Consider the following 16400-nt stretch of genomic DNA (forward strand, 5'->3'; position numbering starts at 1 on the left):
ATGAAGAAAACGATGCGGCGTTCAGAGCCGATCGCCAATGCGGGGAGCGCCCCGCTTCGAAATGGATGATCAAGAGGACAGTGCGTTGTCCTTTCCGCTTATTCCACGAGCCAGCAGCACGGCGGCCACGGACAACGCCGCGGCGATCGCCTTGGCGATCAATTGGCCGGCGCTCTCCAGGTGATAGGGCGCAAAGAAGCCGATGTCATTGGTGCCCAGGATCAGCAGCGCGGCGAGCGCCGCAAAACAGGGCAGCTCTATCGCCAGCGCCAGTCTGCCGGTGGGCGCCGCACTCAGGTAACTCATCAAAAAGCCGGGAAAAATCAGCAATCCGATCAGTTCTGCGGGGGCATTTACCGCAGACATCACCTGCTGGTTGTATTTCAGGAGCGCCAGCATCAGCGCGACAAAGATCAGCAGCCGCACAGGCAACGTGGCCGCTCGGTTGGCCGACAAAAAGGTTTTGCCGATCGCAGCGAGCAATACGCAGCCAACCAGGATGCCAAAGAAGGTAAACAGGACTTGTCCCCAGAGGCTGTCCTGCGTCGAAAAGGCAATGAACGTGCCCATCGTGACACTTCCTTATGCAAGGTGATTTCGCGAACTGATGAACGATAAGCCGTTTACGGAACGTTGAAATCGGATCGCGTGATTGAAGGGATGCTTTTCGCTCAAAGCCGGGAAAGCTCTTCGATCACCGCTTTTTTGGGATTCTTCGGATCGTACTTTATCGCGATGAAATGACCCGGCTGATAACGCGGCAGATCCACGACGCTGATCGGGCCTTTCGCCACGGCCGTATGGTTTTTCCCGTCTTGGGCGATGTACTTGACTTCGACTTCGCAGACCGGCCGATTCCCGTCCCACAGGTTGGTCTGGCGAATGCTGACGATTTGCCCTGAGGCGGAAATACCGTTCTCCATCACGCTGAGGGAAGAACCGATATGTTTGAAATAACCCCAGATATCGACCGTGATGAATTTGAAAAAGCCCACCAGGCTGAGAATGGGAGCCAATAAAATCAAACCGATAACGGTGAAAACATTTTTGGCCTTCGACATGGGAGTCCCTTTACAAGAAGATCGCCAGCGCCTTGGTGCTCAATCGTAAGGCACCGTTGGTCACCAGCGCGCCAAGCTGCGTGAACGTCATGGGATCATTACTGAGCTTGAAATTGGTTTTGCTGATCGACAGCGGGTTGTGCGAGATATCCAGCATCGTGTGTTTCAGGCTGGCTCCTGTCAACGCAAGATTTGAACCGTAAAAGGCGAAGTTGGCCCCGGTCGCCACCCATTTCAAGCCGTGGCAGTTATCTTTCCAGCTCGGTGTCTGCACCGATACGCCGTCCGCGCTGGTGATATTGATCGTTTTCGCCTTGATGGTCAGCGTGCCGGTGACCGTGGTGCTCTGATCGTTTTTGTAGGTCTCGGTGACATCCCCGGTTACGGTGGCGGTTTGGCCGCCGCCTTCAATCGTCAATTCCTGCCCGCCGGCGGTGATGGTGGTGTGCTGCCCGCCGGAGGTGATGTTGACCGTCTGCCCTTGCTTGATGGTGCTGGTCTGTTGCCCCTCGGTAATGTCGAGGGTCTGGTTGCCTTTCACCGTGACATGCTGGGTTTGCGTAATGTTTTGCGTCTGCGCGCCGTCGAGCTTGAAGGACTGATTGCCGGTGATGTCGATTTTATCGCCACCGTCGATAATCGTCAGGTCGCGGCCGCCTTTGATGTTCACCGTCTGGTGAGCGTTCAGGTTGGCGGTTTCCAGCCCATTGACCGTTGTGGTGCGTTTCGCTTTGTACAGGAACGTGGCGTCGCCGGTGACGGTGTCGTCCTGCTGGCGACCGATGGTGGTGGTGCGACTGCCGTCAATATTGACGTTCTTGTCGTTTTCCACCGTCATGTTCATGTTGCGTTCGGCGTGCATGTCGAAAGATTCGTTGCCGGGCGAGTCTTCCAGGAACAGGAAGCTGGCGTTGTCGACGCCGCCGCCTTTGCTGCGGCTCATAAAGCCCATTTTGGTGGCGTCGCCGGGCAGATCCCACGGTGGCATGCTGTCTTCGTTGTAAACGCGGCCGGTGATGATGGGGCGATCCGGATCGCCGTTGATAAAGTCGACCACCACTTCCTCACCGACGCGCGGGATCTGGATCCCGCCGTATTTCCAGCCGGCCCAGGCGCTGGAGACGCGCACCCAGCAGGAGCTGGTTTCGTTGCCGCTGCCGTGGCGATCCCAACGGAATTTGAGTTTCACCCGGCCATATTTATCGGTCCAGATGCTTTCGCCTTCCGGGCCCACCACTTCGGCAGTTTGCGGGCCATGGGTTTTCGGCCAGGGCGTGGTGCGCGCCGGGCGCCAATTGATATCCGCCGGAACGACCTGAAATTCGGTTCGCTGTTCGCCGACGTCGTTATCGTTGCTGGCGTAGCTATTTTCCTGCATGAAGTAATGTGCGCTGACCACCAGGTAGGTGCGGTTGTCTTCCATACGCGGCGCCTGGGTCAGTTGAAAACGATAGCCGGGCGCAATGCCCTGCGAATTGCCTTCGCCGCTCATCTGCTCATGCTGCGCTTCGAACTCCTGTTGGCGAACCTTGACGTAAAACTGGCCATGGGCGTGATCGGTATAACGGCCGGGCCAGTCGAACACCTCGGCTTTGTCCTGCGCGAATGAGGCGGGATTTTGCCGGGCCTCCAGCAAACGCGCGCGCGGCTTGCGAAAATCGTAGTCATCCAGGCTATACAGGCTGGGCGTGATGGCGTCAGAAACGCTCCAGCTGTTGATGCTGTCTTTGTTTTCCACCAGGCCGCCTTCCGCGAGCTGATAGGGAATGCTGGCGTAGCCGGCGAGTTCCTGATGGGCCGCCGGCGCGTCAGCCAGCACCAGCGTATGGCCGTCTTGCTGGTGCGTGAAATAGTAATAGATGCCTTCGTGTTCCATCAGACGGCTGATGAAATCGAAATCGCTCTCCTGGTACTGCACGCAGTACCCCCAGATGCGGTAGTCGTAACTCAGGCGGTTATCGATTTTCACCTGATACTGCCCCAGCACCTGAGTCAGGATGTCGGGAACGGTCTGTTCCTGGTAGATGCGAAAATCGCGGTTTTGCGTCAGATACCACAGCGTGGGGCGCAGCACGGCGCGGTAGATATAGTAACGGTTGCCGCCGGCTTCTCGTCCGGAGAGGGTCATGCGCGTGATATTGCCGTTGAGATAACGCGGCGCCAACGGATTGCCCCGCAGCTCCAGCGTGATTTTTTGTCCCAGCAGCGCTTTCAGATCGAGCCGATTGTCGGGGCTGAGCAGCTCGACGTCGAATTCGAACAGGCCGGCCAGTTTTTCCTCACCGGAAAGGCTTCTGAACAACAGCTGATTGGCGGGCAAAGGCGTGTGCGCAATGATAAGGCGATCCATACTATATCCCCGGTTTAGGCATAGCTACCGCACGAGATTTGACGCGCGATCCCGATGGCGTATCTGTCACGAATTGAGACAGGGGCTGACGAAAGATTTAACAAAGTTTACACAAAGGCACGATTTGTGCAGTCTACAATAGAGCTCTGCATTTGCAAAATAGCCTTGTGGATCAATGCTCAATTCGTTAACTCGCTCACGATCTGGTTTTTTATTATCTAAAACATATAGATACGCGCAGATCTTTTTTTATCCCAAATTATTGGGTAAATGGTAATACCAAATAATAAATCTGTAACACTTAAGTCAACGTGCTTATAAAACAACTCTTTTTTTCCGTGAAAAAAGTCACTGAGTATTTTTTATCCTTACCATTCGTTAGTTAAAGATGATCAAATATATAAATTTACCGAATGTTAATTCGGATGATTCCTATTTGGTGGGCGTTCCAGGGCCCACCGACGGGCCTGGGAACATGCGTTTGAACGGTTGAAAATGCAGCGAATGTCGTCGTTAGCGTGGAGAGAAGGCGAAGGAGAGTTGCCCGATAAGCTCGCAGAGCCAGATTAAAGCCGGGTCGCGTTGCGCCTGCCGGCCGGCGATCAGCTCAATGGGGAAAGGCGCGATGGCCAACTCGTCAGGCAGCGGGAGAATGCGTACGCGTTGCGGATCGGAAAAATGCCGGGCCGCGCTGGCGGCCAGCGTGGCGATCAGATCGCTGTCGGCGACCACCGCCGGCAGAGCGGCAATGTGTGAAAAGGTCACGGCAACGCGCCGTTGACCTCCAATTTCCGCCAGACGCCGGTCGACCAACCCTCTGGCAGAGCCGTCGTCTGCCGGTGCGTACAGCCCATGCGGCAGGCTGAGGTAGCGCGCCAGATCCCAGCGGCCATCCGCCAGCTGTGGGTGTGAACGGCTGGCGATACACACCAGATGTTCTTCAAACAACGTGCGCACATAGTGGCTTTCCGCACCGGAAAGGTGCCCTCCCAGCGCGATATCCACCTCGCCGCGATCCAGTTGCCGGTAAATATTGTGGCGATCCAGGCGCGAAACGCGAATATCGATGCCGGGTGCGGTCTGACGCAATCGACTGATGATGGCGGGCAGCAGCAATATATCGGCATAGTCGCCGGCCGCCAGCGTAAAACGCCGCTGCCCGGCGGTGGCCGGGTCGAAACGGGCAGGGGGCGCCAACGCCAGATGGATCTGTTCAAGCACCCGCTGTATTTGCGGCATCAACTGGTGGGCGCGCGGCGTGGGGGCCATGCCGCCGCCGCTGCGAACAAACAGCGGATCGTTCAGAAGAATGCGCAGCCGCGCCAATGCATTGCTGACGGAAGGTTGCGCGCGGTTAAGACGCCGGCCTGCGGCGGTGACGTTGCGCGTCTGATACAACGCCTCAAACACCACCAGCAAGTTGAGATCGACGCTGGATAAATTCATTTTATGAATACTCTATATACAGATAATCCATTTCCAGAATCATACTGCGTTCTTTAGGCTGGAAGTACACGAATTTAGCCTTCAATCAGGGGAAATGATGAACAAAGTTTTGATCACCGGCATTGAGCCGTTCGAGGGGGATGCGGTGAATCCTTCCTGGCAGATTGCGCAGGCGTTGGCCGGTGAACATATTGCCGGCGCGGAGATTGTGGTGCTCGAGCTACCTTGCGTATTGGGCGTAGCCAATCAGCGGTTGATCGCGGCGATTGAGGCATTGCAGCCGCTGGCGGTGATTTGTCTGGGGCTGGCCGGCGGCCGGGCCGAGATATCCCTGGAACGGGTAGCCATCAATCTGATCGATGCCCGCATTCCCGACAATGCCGGTAAACAGCCGATTGACGTGCCGGTGGTTGCCGGCGGGCCGGTGGGCTATTTCAGTACGCTGCCCGTCAAGGCCGCGGTGCAGCAACTGCGCCGGCAGGGGATCCCCGCGGCGGTCTCTTATACGGCGGGCACCTACAACTGCAACCACATTTTTTATGGTCTGCGTCACTATCTGGAGACGCAGCATTCGCGGGCCAGGGGCGGGTTCGTGCATATTCCGTACAGCCATGAACTGGCGGCAGCGCACCCGGGCAAGCCGAGCATGGCACTGGCGACGATGGTGGAAGCGGTGCGCACTGTCGTTCAGGTGACGCTGACGGTAGAGGAAGATGTGCGATTCGGCGACGGCGCCGTACATTAAAAGCAGAGCGCGGCGTACCACGCCCTGCTACGGGTTATTCGTCGGCGACGCGGATCACCAGTTTGCCGAAGTTTTTGCCCTGCAGCAGGCCGATAAACGCCTGCGGCGCCTGCTCCAGCCCGTCGACGATGTCTTCGCGGAACTTGATTTTCCCCTGTTCGACCCAACTGCTCATTTGTTGCAAGAACTCGTCAAAGCGTGAGCCGTAGTCGTCGAAGATGATAAAGCCCTGCATACGGATGCGTTTGCGCAGGATCAGCCCCTCCAGCAGCGGCAAGCGGTCCGGCCCCGCAGGTAACCCGGTGGCATTGTAATGGGCGATGATGCCGCATACCGGAATACGCGCTTTGGTGTTCAACAGCGGCAGTACGGCGTCGAACACCGCCCCGCCGACATTCTCGTAATAGATGTCGATACCCTGTGGGCAGGCGGCGGCCAACCGTTCGGCAAAGTCTGGGGCGCTGTGATCAATACAGGCGTCGAAACCCAACTCTTCCACCACATAGCGGCATTTTTCCGCACCGCCGGCGACGCCGACGACGCGGCAGCCTTTCAGTTTGCCGATTTGGCCGACCACCGAACCAACCGCACCGCTGGCGGCGGCCACCACCAGCGTTTCACCCGCCTGCGGTTGGCCGATGTCGAGCAGCCCCATGTATGCGGTAAATCCCGGCATGCCGAGCACGCCCAGCAGGCGGGAAGGGTGCGGCAAATGCGGGCCGAGGTTGCGCAGGCCGCTGCCGTCGGACAGCGCATATTCCTGCCAGCCGTCATACCCCAATACCCAATCGCCGACGTTGAAATCGGGATGCTGTGAGGCCGCCACGCGCGATACCGTACCGCCCACCATCACCTGACCGATCTCCACCGGCGGCGCATAGGAGGGGGCATCGCTCATGCGTCCGCGCATATAAGGATCCAACGACAGATATACGGTGCGCAGCAGCAGTTGGCCGGCGCCGGGTTGCGGTGCGGGGACGGTATCGAGACGGAAGTTCGCGGCTGTCGGTTCGCCGTTCGGACGCGAGGCCAGCAGGAAGCGGCGGTTCTGTTGAGAAGGGGACATCGAAAGCTCCTTTGTGGTGCGGCAAACAAGGTCCGTTAAGCCTAGTGCAGGAGCGCTGAGGCGACGTGACCGAATGTGCTTAGCTCAGAGCGGAACGATCAACACGTCGATATGACTGATATTGATAAAGCGGGCGGCGGAACAGGAGACTTTGTTCATCATGCTGTCTCGGTGATTGCCGCAGAGCAGCAGGTCAAACGGCTGACGGCGGCTGGCGAATGCCAGGCTGTCACCCAGCTCGCCATGCACGATCAGCGTATCGGCGATAGGGTAGCCGGCGCGTTGGCGCAGTTCCTCCATAAACAGCCGGGTTTCCTCTTCCATCAGCGAGCGCAAATCGCCCAGCATCGGCCCGGCGAAATTATTGTACATTTCCGGATTGGCGAGGGTGCTTAACAGGGTGATGCTGCCGCCGTAGGGGCGAACGATGGAGACGGCCTTTTCCACCAGGCGGTGGCTGTCAGGGGCAACGGCGACGGTAACCAGAACGTTTTGATACCCCATATCCGACTCCTTGTTGTATCCATCGTGTTTCAGGCCGCTGCATCGGCGGCCTTGGTGGAAGTACTGCGTCGGATAAAGGGTAGAACCTGGCGGGGGGAATAAATGTGTTTCATATCACGCGCGGCAATAAAAGCTGAATGTGCCCCGGTTATATAGCAATAAAAGATAAAACCGTTGCCGCACGTAATTTCACTGAATTAAAGCACCTGTGCCCACAGCGTTTTCGGCACCTTGCCCAGATCGAACAATTTACCGGCAACCAGCTCGGCGCGACGGTGGTCGGCGGCACGGTACATATTGCTCATTTCCGTATCGTTTTCAATGGAGTAGTTCAGTTTGTCGTACACCTTCTCCAGGCTGTCCAAAGAGGAGCATTTACGAAATGTCAGCAGATATTCGAGCGTATCGGTCATGATTAAAATATAGCCTGTTAATAGTTAAAGCCGGGTGAATAACACATAGCGACTCACGGCGACGCCGTCGAGGCAGCGATGTACGACCTGACAAAAATCATTTCAATTAGATAAATTGCACTGGGTAATGATGTCGCGCCGCCCGTAGCGGCGCTTTGGTAAATCATAATATGCCAGTGCGCCGTCAGCAATCTCAGCCTGCTGATTAATGGAGAAATAGGGAAAGTCTCAGGGCGGTTGACGGCCGACGCGTCGCCGTTCGTGCTGTGGGCAAGCACAAGGTGCCGTGCCGGGCCTCTTTTGGGTGATTTTTTCACCCGGCCGTGGCGCCGTCGCGGCATTGGGCGATGTTTGTCGCCGCTGCTTACGTTGAAAAGCCGTTTTTTTCGATGAAGAAATATGAACAGTAAAACAAAACTGCGTTTTATTTTATGACAATGAAGTAATGAAAGCCAAAGCCATGTAAATAATCTCAGGGGGGAGGGGGAATTATCTCGGCGTCAGAAAAAGAAATAAAAAGCATTAAAGTTTTATGAATTGCTGCCGATATAACGTTTTGGGGGAATTTAACTCAAAAAAAGCACTCTTGCATCGTGCTAATACGGAAACATATCGTTACGTCTGTTGGCTTGTTCACTACGCCTGCGAATCATTGATAAGCCATAATCACCTGATGTTGAAAATTAGAACAGCCTCAGGCTGAAGGCTTAAGTCAAATCCGATAGCTAATAACCTCATAGTTTACATTGGTTATTTTTCAGCTTGGATATTTTTTAGTAACTCAAATGGTTATTTATACTGAGTTTGTTGCCTATATGCAGATTTTTGTTCTGTTATTTTGGTTTGGTGATGCTTTTGTTCGAATTGATCTAAAAAAGATAATTTTTTGGCGCATAAACATTGTTTTTAAGACGTTTTTTTACCTATGGCTGTTTTATGAGCAAAATGACGGTCAATAAGTGAGCGTATTTGGGGGTATTTGGCTTAATTATTTTTTATTTTTGTGATCTATGTCACATTGTATTTAAAATTGCCTCTCACTTACATTGTGTGTGCTAATGGTTCGGGGGTAGAGTTGCGCTGCTTTAGGAATAATCTTATTAAATTTGTAAAAATAGTTTCATGGTGACTAAACACTATCGAAGCAGAATGCTGTACATCCATACACGTTGGTTTACGCTCGTAGCAAATACTGAACAGTGGTCGAATTTAGCGATTGTCGAAAATTATAGCAGTCGTTTTTGAGAGATTAATTTGCCAACTTTGGGAAACAACCCAAGTCACGGGCGATAAAATTTATCACCCAGCGTATGTTTTTAAACATAGTCTGTCGGGATGGGGAATATGGGTACGTCTGAATTACTTAAGCATATTTATGACATCAATCTGTCATATTTACTTTTAGCACAGCGTTTGATCAACGATGAAAAAGCGTCCGCAATGTTTCGCCTGGGTATTGATGAAACCATGGCCGATGCGCTGGCGCAGCTGACTTTGCCGCAAATGGTTAAACTGGCCGAGACCAACCAGCTGGTTTGCCACTTCCGCTTTAACGAAAGCCAGACCATCGAACGCCTGACCAAAGAGTCGCGCGTCGACGATCTGCAACAAATCCATACCGGCATTTTGCTATCAAGCCATTTACTGCAAGAGCTATCGAGTAAAGACGCTAGCCCGACGAAGAAAAGAGCCTGATGATGGTTGAGAAAAGTATCGTTCAAGAAGCCAAGGACATTCAGCTCGCCATGGAGCTGATTTCGCTGGGAGCCCGATTGCAGATGCTGGAGAGTGAAACCCAGCTTAGCCGCGGGCGCTTGATTAAACTTTACAAGGAGTTACGCGGCAGCCCGCCGCCAAAAGGAATGTTACCGTTCTCAACCGACTGGTTTATGACCTGGGAACAAAATATTCACTCGTCGATGTTTTACAACGCTTACCTGTTTTTGATGAAAAGCGGGCAGTGCAGCGGCGTGGAGGCGGTGATCAAAGCCTATCGCCTCTATCTCGAGCAGTGTCCGCAGCAGGCCGGCGAGGCGCCGTTGCTGGCGCTGACCCGTGCCTGGACGCTGGTGCGCTTCGTCGATAGCGGCATGTTGCAGCTTTCCGCCTGCAGCTGCTGCGGCGGCGCATTTATCACCCACGCGCACCAGCCGCTGAATGGTTTCATCTGCAGTTTATGCCAACCCCCATCCCGCGCCGTAAAAAGACGTAAACTTTCGCCGCAACTGGCCGATATTATTCCTCAACTGCTGGACGAGCAGGTCAAACGCGCCATTTGAGCCGCCACGTTGCCGGCTCTCGGCAATGAATACCGACGTGTGATACGCAGGGGCGGCATGCCGCCCCCAGACATGCAGCCTGGTCTGTCGCGCCAGGGCGCGTTTGCCCCACCTTCCATCCACATTGTTAATTTAAGGAATGCGTGTGCTAGTTATTTTGGGTTATCTCGTGGTATTGGGTGCGGTGTTTGGCGGCTACCTGATCGTGGGCGGTCATCTTGGGGCATTGTATCAGCCGGCGGAATTTCTGATTATCGGCGGGGCGGGCGTCGGCGCCTTCATCGTCGGCAACAACGGCAAAGCGATCAAAGCCACGCTGCGCGCGCTGCCGCGGCTGATGCGCCGTTCCAAATACAACAAAGATCTGTATATGGATCTGATGGCGTTGCTGTTCCGTCTGCTGGCCAAATCGCGCCAGCAGGGCATGCTGTCGCTCGAGTTCGATATCGATAATCCGCAAGAAAGTGAAATTTTCTCTAATTATCCGCGCATCCTTGCCGATAACACTCTGGTGGAGTTCATTACCGACTATTTACGGCTGATGGTGAGCGGCAATATGAATGCGTTCGAGATCGAAGCGCTGATGGACGAAGAGATCGAAACCTACGAGCAGGAAAGCGAAGTGCCCGCCGGCAGTCTGGCGATGGTGGGCGACTCCTTGCCGGCGTTCGGCATCGTCGCGGCGGTGATGGGGGTGGTGCACGCCCTGGCTTCGGCTGACCGTCCGGCCGCTGAACTGGGCGCGCTGATCGCTAACGCCATGGTCGGTACTTTCCTCGGCATTTTGCTGGCCTACGGCTTCATCTCGCCGCTGGCGACGTTGCTGCGCCAGAAGAGCGCCGAAAACGTCAAGATGATGCAGTGCATCAAGGTCACGCTGTTGTCGAGCCTGAACGGTTACGCGCCGCAGATCGCAGTCGAGTTCGGCCGTAAAACGCTGTATACCACCGAACGTCCTTCTTTCGTTGAGCTGGAAGAACACGTGCGCCGCGTGAAAGCGCCGGCGCAGCAGGCGACGGAAGAAGAAGAAGCATGAAACAGAATCATCCGGTCGTTCTGGTCAGAAAGCGCAAGTCGCATCATGCCGCCCATCACGGCGGCTCCTGGAAGATCGCTTATGCCGACTTTATGACGGCGATGATGGCGTTTTTCCTGGTGATGTGGCTGCTGGCGATCGCCAGCCCGCAGGAGCTGACGCAAATCGCCGAATATTTCCGTACGCCGCTCAAGGTTGCCCTGACCAGCGGCGACAAGAGCAGTTCCGAGAGCAGCCCCATTCCTGGCGGCGGCGACGATCCCACGCAGCAGCATGGCCTGGTGAAAAAACAGGTCGATTCGCCGGACTCGCGCGCCGAAGAGCTGCGCCTGAACAAGCTGCGCGAAAAGCTGGATGAGTTGATTGAGTCCGATCCGCGCCTGAAGGCGCTGCGTCCGCATCTGCTGATCAACATGATGGACGAAGGGCTGCGCATCCAGATTATCGATAGCCAAAACCGGCCGATGTTCAAAACCGGCAGCGCGCAGGTCGAGAGCTACATGCGCGATATTCTGCGGGCGATAGCGCCGATCCTTAACGACCTGCCGAACAAAATCAGCCTGTCCGGCCACACCGATGACATCCCTTACGCCACCGGCGAGCGCGGCTACAGCAACTGGGAACTGTCGGCCGATCGCGCCAACGCCTCCCGGCGCGAGCTGATCGCCGGCGGCCTGGCGGAAGGCAAGGTGCTGCGGGTGGTGGGCATGGCGGCCACCATGAGCCTGAAACAGCATGGCGCCGATGACGCGATTAACCGTCGCATCACCGTGTTGGTGCTGAACAAGCAAACGCAAGAGGGCATCGAGCACGAAAATGCCGAAAGCAACGCGATGGATATCGCCCAGCCGGACAGCCTGAAGCAGCTGGCGCCGTCGGCGACCGCACCGGCCAGCCAAACGCCGGAACCCTCGGCGACGGCCCCGGAACCGGTGGCGACAACGCCAGGCGCTCCACCGCAGGCATCCCCGGCGATAGCACCGGCCGATCAGGCGCCGGAACCACCGGCGTCCGCACCCGCACCGACTAACCGCGACTCACAGCCAGAGGTGACCCCGTGAGCATGGACATTAGCGATTTTTATCAGACCTTCTTTGATGAGGCAGACGAGTTGCTGGCCGACATGGAGCAACACCTGCTGGAGCTGGATCCGCTGGCCCCCGATATCGAGCCGTTGAACGCCATCTTCCGCGCGGCGCATTCGATCAAGGGCGGCGCGGCGACCTTTGGTTTTTCGGTGCTGCAGGAAACCACCCACCTGCTGGAGAACCTGCTGGACGGTGCAAGACGCCAGGAAATGAGCCTGAGCACCGAGATTATCAACCTGTTTCTGGAAACCAAAGACATTATGCAGGAGCAACTGGACGCCTATAAAACCTCGCAACAGCCTGACGCTGAAAGCTTTGAATACATTTGTCAGGCGCTGCGCCAGCTGGCGTTGGAAGCGCAACAGCAGCAAGAGGCGCCTGCGGCTCAACCGGCCGTTCAGCAGCCTGTCGTTAAGCCATCGGCCGCGCCGGCGGCGATCGAGGGCGGCATGCGCATCAGCCTGAACGGGCTGAAGGCCAGTGAAATCCCCTTGATGTTGGAAGAGCTGGGCAACCTCGGCGAGGTTAAAGATCCGCATCAGACGGAACACAGTCTGGACGTGACGTTGCTCACCTCCGCCAGTGAAGACGACATCAGCGCCGTGTTGTGCTTCGTGCTGGAACCGGAACAAATCAGCTTCTCGACGCCGACCCAGAGCGAACCGGCCATCGCAGAAGCGAGCTTACCGGAAGTGGCCGCCTTACCGGAGCCTGCGCCGGTCGCGAACGCCGCGCCGCCTGCCGCGAAACCGGCCGAAGCGCCAAAAGCGCGCGCCAAGGCGAGCGAATCCACCAGCATCCGCGTGGCGGTGGAAAAGGTGGATCAGCTGATTAACCTGGTGGGCGAGCTGGTGATCACCCAATCGATGCTGGCGCAACGCTCCGGCACGCTTGATCCGGTGAACCACGGCGATCTGCTGAACAGCATGAGCCAGCTGGAGCGTAACGCGCGCGATCTGCAGGAATCGGTGATGTCGATCCGCATGATGCCGATGGAATACGTCTTCAGCCGCTACCCGCGGCTGGTGCGCGATCTGGCCGGCAAGCTGAATAAACAGGTGGAGCTGACGCTGCAGGGCAGCTCGACCGAACTGGACAAGAGCCTGATCGAACGCATTATCGATCCGTTGACGCACCTGGTGCGCAACAGCCTCGATCACGGTATCGAAGAGCCGGCTACCCGTATCGCCGCCGGCAAGTCGGCGGTGGGCAATCTGGTGCTGTCGGCCGAACACCAGGGCGGCAACATTTGTATTGAAGTCATCGACGACGGCGCCGGGCTGAACCGCGAAAAAATTCTCGCCAAGGCGGCTTCGCAAGGGCTGGCGGTCAGCGACAGCATGAGCGACGAAGAGGTCGGCATGCTGATCTTTGCGCCGGGCTTCTCCACCGCCGAGCAGGTGACCGACGTTTCCGGCCGCGGCGTCGGCATGGACGTGGTGAAACGGAATATTCAGGAGATGGGGGGCCACGTCGAGATCCGTTCGCAGGCCGGTAAAGGCACCACCATCCGCATCCTGTTGCCGCTGACGCTGGCGATCCTCGACGGCATGTCGGTCAAGGTGAACGACGAAGTCTTTATCCTGCCGCTGAACGCGGTGATGGAATCGCTGCAGCCGCAGGCGGAAGATCTGCACCCGCTGGCCGGCGGCGAACGCGTGCTGCAGGTGCGCGGCGAATACCTGCCGCTGGTGGAGCTGTATCGGGTATTCGAAGTGGACGGCGCCAAAACCGACGCCACGCAGGGCATCGTCGTTATCCTGCAAAGCGCCGGCCGCCGCTATGCGTTGCTGGTAGATCAGCTGATTGGCCAGCATCAGGTGGTGGTGAAGAATCTGGAAAGCAACTACCGCAAAGTGCCGGGCATCTCCGCCGCGACCATTCTGGGCGACGGCAGCGTGGCCTTGATCGTCGATGTCTCGGCGTTGCAAACCTTGAACCGTGAAAAGCGTCTGACGGACGCCGCCGCATAATAATGAGTTTATTGATTTAAAAGGTGAATGATATGGCAGGATTGGCCGCCGTCAGCAAATTGGCTGGCGAAACGGTAGGGCAAGAGTTTCTGATTTTTACCCTGGGCAACGAGGAGTACGGCATCGACATCCTCAAGGTGCAGGAAATTCGCGGCTATGATCAGGTGACCCGCATCGCCAACACCCCGGCGTTCATCAAGGGCGTCACCAACCTGCGCGGCGTGATTGTTCCTATCATCGATCTGCGGGTGAAATTTTCGCAGCAGAGCGTTTCCTACGATGAAAACACCGTGGTGATCGTGCTGAACTTTGGCCAGCGCGTGGTGGGCATCGTGGTTGACGGCGTCTCCGACGTGCTGTCGCTCACCGCCGATCAGATCCGTCCGGCGCCGGAGTTCGCGGTGACCCTGGCGACCGAATATCTCACCGGCCTCGGTTCGCTGGGCGAGCGCATGCTGATCCTGGTGGATATCGAGAAGCTGCTGAGCAGCGAAGAGATGTCGCTGGTCGACAGCGTGGCGAAAAGCGTCTGATTTCAGACTCAAGGGGCGGGGCGCCGCCCCCTTTAATCTTCACTTTCCCTGATCTGTCGCGATGGCCTCAGCCGCGCCCGGAACCCCCACTAAAAATAGTTACTTTCCCGCATAAAGTTTTGCCGCACGGCGCCGATAACTCTCACATTCAACGTCATCAGAGCCTGTCTGCGCGGGCTTCAACAAGGGAAATCATGTTAAATCGTATGAAGGTGGTCACCAGCCTGTTGCTGGTGTTGGTGCTGTTTGGCGCCTTGCAGTTGATTTCGGGCGGACTCTTTTTCTCCTCGCTGAAAAGCGATAAGGAAAACTTTACCGTCCTGCAAACGATCCGCCAGCAGCAGCTGCAGCTGAGTGAAAGCCGCGTTGACCTGCTGCAGGCGCGCAATTCCCTGAACCGCGCCGGTATTCGCTACATGATGGATACCAACAAGATCGGCAGCGGCGCCACCATTGATGAACTGCTGGCCAAGGCGAAGGAAGAGCTGGGTGAAGCGGAAAGACACTACGCCGCGTACGAGAAAATTCCTCAGGACCCGCGCCAGGATCCTCAATCGGCGGAACGCCTCAAGCAGCAGTACGATGTGCTGTACGGCGCGCTCTCCGAGCTGATCCAACTGCTGGGCGAAGGCAAAATCAACGCCTTCTTCGATCAGCCTACGCAGAGTTACCAGGACAACTTTGAGCAGAGCTACAACGTTTATCTGGAGCAAAACGGCAAGCTGTACCAAATCGCGGTTGACGGCAGCAACAGCTCCTACAACTCGGCCATTTGGACGCTGATCGTGGTGCTGGTGGTGGTGCTGGCGGTGATCGTACTGGTCTGGACCGGTATCCATCACATCCTGGTGCGCCCGCTGAACCGCATGATCGACCACATCAAACAGATCGCCGCCGGCGACCTGACTCAGCAGATCGTCGTCAACAGCCGCAACGAAATGGGCGTGCTGGCGGCCAGCCTGAAACACATGCAAAGCGAACTGATCGAAACCGTCAGCGGCGTGCGCCAGGGTGCGGACGCCATCTACAGCGGCGCGTCTGAAATCGCCGCGGGCAACAACGATCTCTCCTCCCGCACCGAGCAGCAGGCCGCTTCGCTGGAAGAGACCGCCGCGAGCATGGAGCAATTGACCGCGACGGTGAAACAGAACGCCGAAAACGCCCGTCAGGCTTCACAGCTGGCGCTGAGCGCCTCCGAAACCGCGCAGAAAGGCGGCAAGGTGGTGGCCAACGTGGTGCAGACCATGCACGACATCGCCGGCAGCTCGCAGAAGATCGCCGATATTACCGGCGTGATCGACGGTATCGCCTTCCAGACCAACATCCTGGCGTTGAACGCCGCAGTGGAAGCGGCGCGCGCCGGCGAACAGGGCCGCGGCTTCGCGGTGGTGGCCGGTGAAGTGCGCAACCTGGCGCAGCGCAGCGCGCAGGCGGCGAAAGAGATCAAAGGCCTGATCGAAGACTCGGTCAGCCGCGTCGATATGGGCTCCGTGCTGGTGGAAAGCGCCGGGGAAACCATGGGCGACATCGTCAACGCCGTCACCCGCGTGACCGACATCATGGGCGAAATCGCCTCGGCTTCCGACGAGCAGAGCCGCGGTATCGATCAGGTTGGCCAGGCGGTAGCGGAAATGGACCGCGTGACCCAGCAGAACGCCTCGTTGGTGGAAGAATCCGCCTCGGCGGCGGCGGCGCTGGAAGAACAGGCCAGCATGCTGACCCAGTCGGTAGCGGTATTCCGCCTGAGGTCGGAAGGCCAGGAAGAGTTTAAAGCGCCTGTCACCAGCAAGGCGCCGGTAACACCGGTAATCAATCATAAGAAAATGAACGCCAGCGATCTGCAGGATAACTGGGAAACGTTCTGACCGGTATCGGGCCTCTCTCGCAGAGGCCCTTTTCCCTACGT

At 56.9% G+C, this 16400-nt stretch carries 15 protein-coding genes; 8 read left to right on the plus strand and 7 right to left on the minus strand.

The window, feature by feature from the left end; all coding sequences use genetic code 11:
• Positions 1-69: 69 nt before the first annotated feature.
• The 4 genes from ACJ8QF_RS12120 to ACJ8QF_RS12135 form a co-directional block, all read right to left on the minus strand.
• Positions 70-570, minus strand: a complete 501-nt coding sequence (locus ACJ8QF_RS12120; RefSeq protein ID WP_004934918.1) for a hypothetical protein — start codon at positions 568-570, stop codon at positions 70-72.
• A gap of 101 nt (positions 571-671) precedes the next feature.
• Positions 672-1061, minus strand: a complete 390-nt coding sequence (locus tag ACJ8QF_RS12125; protein ID WP_004934914.1) for a DUF3592 domain-containing protein — start codon at positions 1059-1061, stop codon at positions 672-674.
• Between the two features lie 10 nt (positions 1062-1071).
• The gene (locus ACJ8QF_RS12130) at positions 1072-3411 is read right to left on the minus strand and encodes a type VI secretion system Vgr family protein (protein WP_442537551.1); all 2340 of its coding nucleotides are present in this window, start codon (positions 3409-3411) and stop codon (positions 1072-1074) included.
• Between the two features lie 513 nt (positions 3412-3924).
• Entirely contained in the window at positions 3925-4857 is a 933-nt protein-coding gene (locus ACJ8QF_RS12135) for a LysR family transcriptional regulator (protein ID WP_004934907.1), read from the minus strand.
• A 97-nt stretch (positions 4858-4954) separates the two neighbouring features.
• On the opposite strand from ACJ8QF_RS12135, the gene pcp reads away from it, so the two are divergent.
• Positions 4955-5602, plus strand: coding sequence for a pyroglutamyl-peptidase I (pcp, locus tag ACJ8QF_RS12140; protein WP_004934904.1), 648 nt, complete (start codon positions 4955-4957; stop codon positions 5600-5602).
• 34 nt (positions 5603-5636) lie between these two features.
• Here the strand turns inward: pcp and ACJ8QF_RS12145 are convergent, their stop codons facing one another.
• From ACJ8QF_RS12145 to ydgT, 3 genes are all read right to left on the minus strand, one after another.
• Complete coding sequence (locus tag ACJ8QF_RS12145; protein WP_442537552.1) at positions 5637-6668, minus strand: NADP-dependent oxidoreductase; 1032 nt, start codon at positions 6666-6668, stop codon at positions 5637-5639.
• An 84-nt stretch (positions 6669-6752) separates the two neighbouring features.
• Positions 6753-7172: a universal stress protein UspC gene (gene uspC / locus ACJ8QF_RS12150; protein WP_016927278.1), complete on the minus strand. Its 420-nt coding sequence runs from the start codon at positions 7170-7172 to the stop codon at positions 6753-6755.
• A gap of 197 nt (positions 7173-7369) precedes the next feature.
• The gene (ydgT, locus tag ACJ8QF_RS12155; RefSeq protein WP_004934895.1) at positions 7370-7585 is read right to left on the minus strand and encodes a transcription modulator YdgT; all 216 of its coding nucleotides are present in this window, start codon (positions 7583-7585) and stop codon (positions 7370-7372) included.
• A 1344-nt stretch (positions 7586-8929) separates the two neighbouring features.
• Between ydgT and flhD the strand changes: the two genes are divergently transcribed.
• The 7 genes from flhD to ACJ8QF_RS12190 all read left to right on the plus strand — a co-directional run bounded on the left by flhD (position 8930) and on the right by ACJ8QF_RS12190 (position 16359).
• Positions 8930-9280: a flagellar transcriptional regulator FlhD gene (flhD, locus tag ACJ8QF_RS12160; protein WP_004934891.1), complete on the plus strand. Its 351-nt coding sequence runs from the start codon at positions 8930-8932 to the stop codon at positions 9278-9280.
• Positions 9280-9864 carry a flagellar transcriptional regulator FlhC gene (flhC, locus tag ACJ8QF_RS12165; protein WP_016927281.1) on the plus strand — a complete coding sequence of 195 codons (585 nt, stop codon included), beginning with the start codon at positions 9280-9282 and terminating at the stop codon, positions 9862-9864. Before flhD ends, flhC begins: the two co-directional genes overlap by 1 nt.
• 145 nt (positions 9865-10009) lie before the next feature.
• Positions 10010-10900, plus strand: coding sequence for a flagellar motor stator protein MotA (gene motA, locus ACJ8QF_RS12170; protein ID WP_015378266.1), 891 nt, complete (start codon positions 10010-10012; stop codon positions 10898-10900).
• The gene (gene motB / locus ACJ8QF_RS12175) at positions 10897-11961 is read left to right on the plus strand and encodes a flagellar motor protein MotB (protein ID WP_004934882.1); all 1065 of its coding nucleotides are present in this window, start codon (positions 10897-10899) and stop codon (positions 11959-11961) included. Before motA ends, motB begins: the two co-directional genes overlap by 4 nt.
• A complete protein-coding gene (gene cheA / locus ACJ8QF_RS12180; protein WP_044031008.1) occupies positions 11958-13961 on the plus strand; it encodes a chemotaxis protein CheA in 2004 nt (667 codons plus the stop codon). The genes motB and cheA overlap by 4 nt, the downstream gene beginning before the upstream one ends.
• A gap of 32 nt (positions 13962-13993) precedes the next feature.
• A complete protein-coding gene (cheW, locus tag ACJ8QF_RS12185; RefSeq protein WP_004934876.1) occupies positions 13994-14494 on the plus strand; it encodes a chemotaxis protein CheW in 501 nt (166 codons plus the stop codon).
• Between the two features lie 194 nt (positions 14495-14688).
• Complete coding sequence (locus ACJ8QF_RS12190) at positions 14689-16359, plus strand: methyl-accepting chemotaxis protein (protein WP_004934873.1); 1671 nt, start codon at positions 14689-14691, stop codon at positions 16357-16359.
• Positions 16360-16400: the final 41 nt, after the last annotated feature.

This window comes from Serratia sp. CY81684 (assembly GCF_052166595.1).
Lineage (GTDB): Bacteria > Pseudomonadota > Gammaproteobacteria > Enterobacterales > Enterobacteriaceae > Serratia > Serratia nematodiphila.

Bases quoted from the DNA above. Each gene is read 5' to 3' on its own strand.
- ACJ8QF_RS12190 (WP_004934873.1), top strand. From the start codon at position 14,689: ATGTTAAATCGTATGAAGGTGGTCACCAGCCTGTTGCTGGTGTTGGTG.
- ACJ8QF_RS12130 (WP_442537551.1), bottom strand. From the start codon at position 3,411: ATGGATCGCCTTATCATTGCGCACACGCCTTTGCCCGCCAATCAGCTG.
- ydgT (WP_004934895.1), bottom strand. From the start codon at position 7,585: ATGACCGATACGCTCGAATATCTGCTGACATTTCGTAAATGCTCCTCT.
- flhC (WP_016927281.1), top strand. From the start codon at position 9,280: ATGATGGTTGAGAAAAGTATCGTTCAAGAAGCCAAGGACATTCAGCTC.
- uspC (WP_016927278.1), bottom strand. From the start codon at position 7,172: ATGGGGTATCAAAACGTTCTGGTTACCGTCGCCGTTGCCCCTGACAGC.
- ACJ8QF_RS12145 (WP_442537552.1), bottom strand. From the start codon at position 6,668: ATGTCCCCTTCTCAACAGAACCGCCGCTTCCTGCTGGCCTCGCGTCCG.
- ACJ8QF_RS12120 (WP_004934918.1), bottom strand. From the start codon at position 570: ATGGGCACGTTCATTGCCTTTTCGACGCAGGACAGCCTCTGGGGACAA.
- cheW (WP_004934876.1), top strand. From the start codon at position 13,994: ATGGCAGGATTGGCCGCCGTCAGCAAATTGGCTGGCGAAACGGTAGGG.
- flhD (WP_004934891.1), top strand. From the start codon at position 8,930: ATGGGTACGTCTGAATTACTTAAGCATATTTATGACATCAATCTGTCA.
- pcp (WP_004934904.1), top strand. From the start codon at position 4,955: ATGAACAAAGTTTTGATCACCGGCATTGAGCCGTTCGAGGGGGATGCG.
- ACJ8QF_RS12125 (WP_004934914.1), bottom strand. From the start codon at position 1,061: ATGTCGAAGGCCAAAAATGTTTTCACCGTTATCGGTTTGATTTTATTG.
- motB (WP_004934882.1), top strand. From the start codon at position 10,897: ATGAAACAGAATCATCCGGTCGTTCTGGTCAGAAAGCGCAAGTCGCAT.
- ACJ8QF_RS12135 (WP_004934907.1), bottom strand. From the start codon at position 4,857: ATGAATTTATCCAGCGTCGATCTCAACTTGCTGGTGGTGTTTGAGGCG.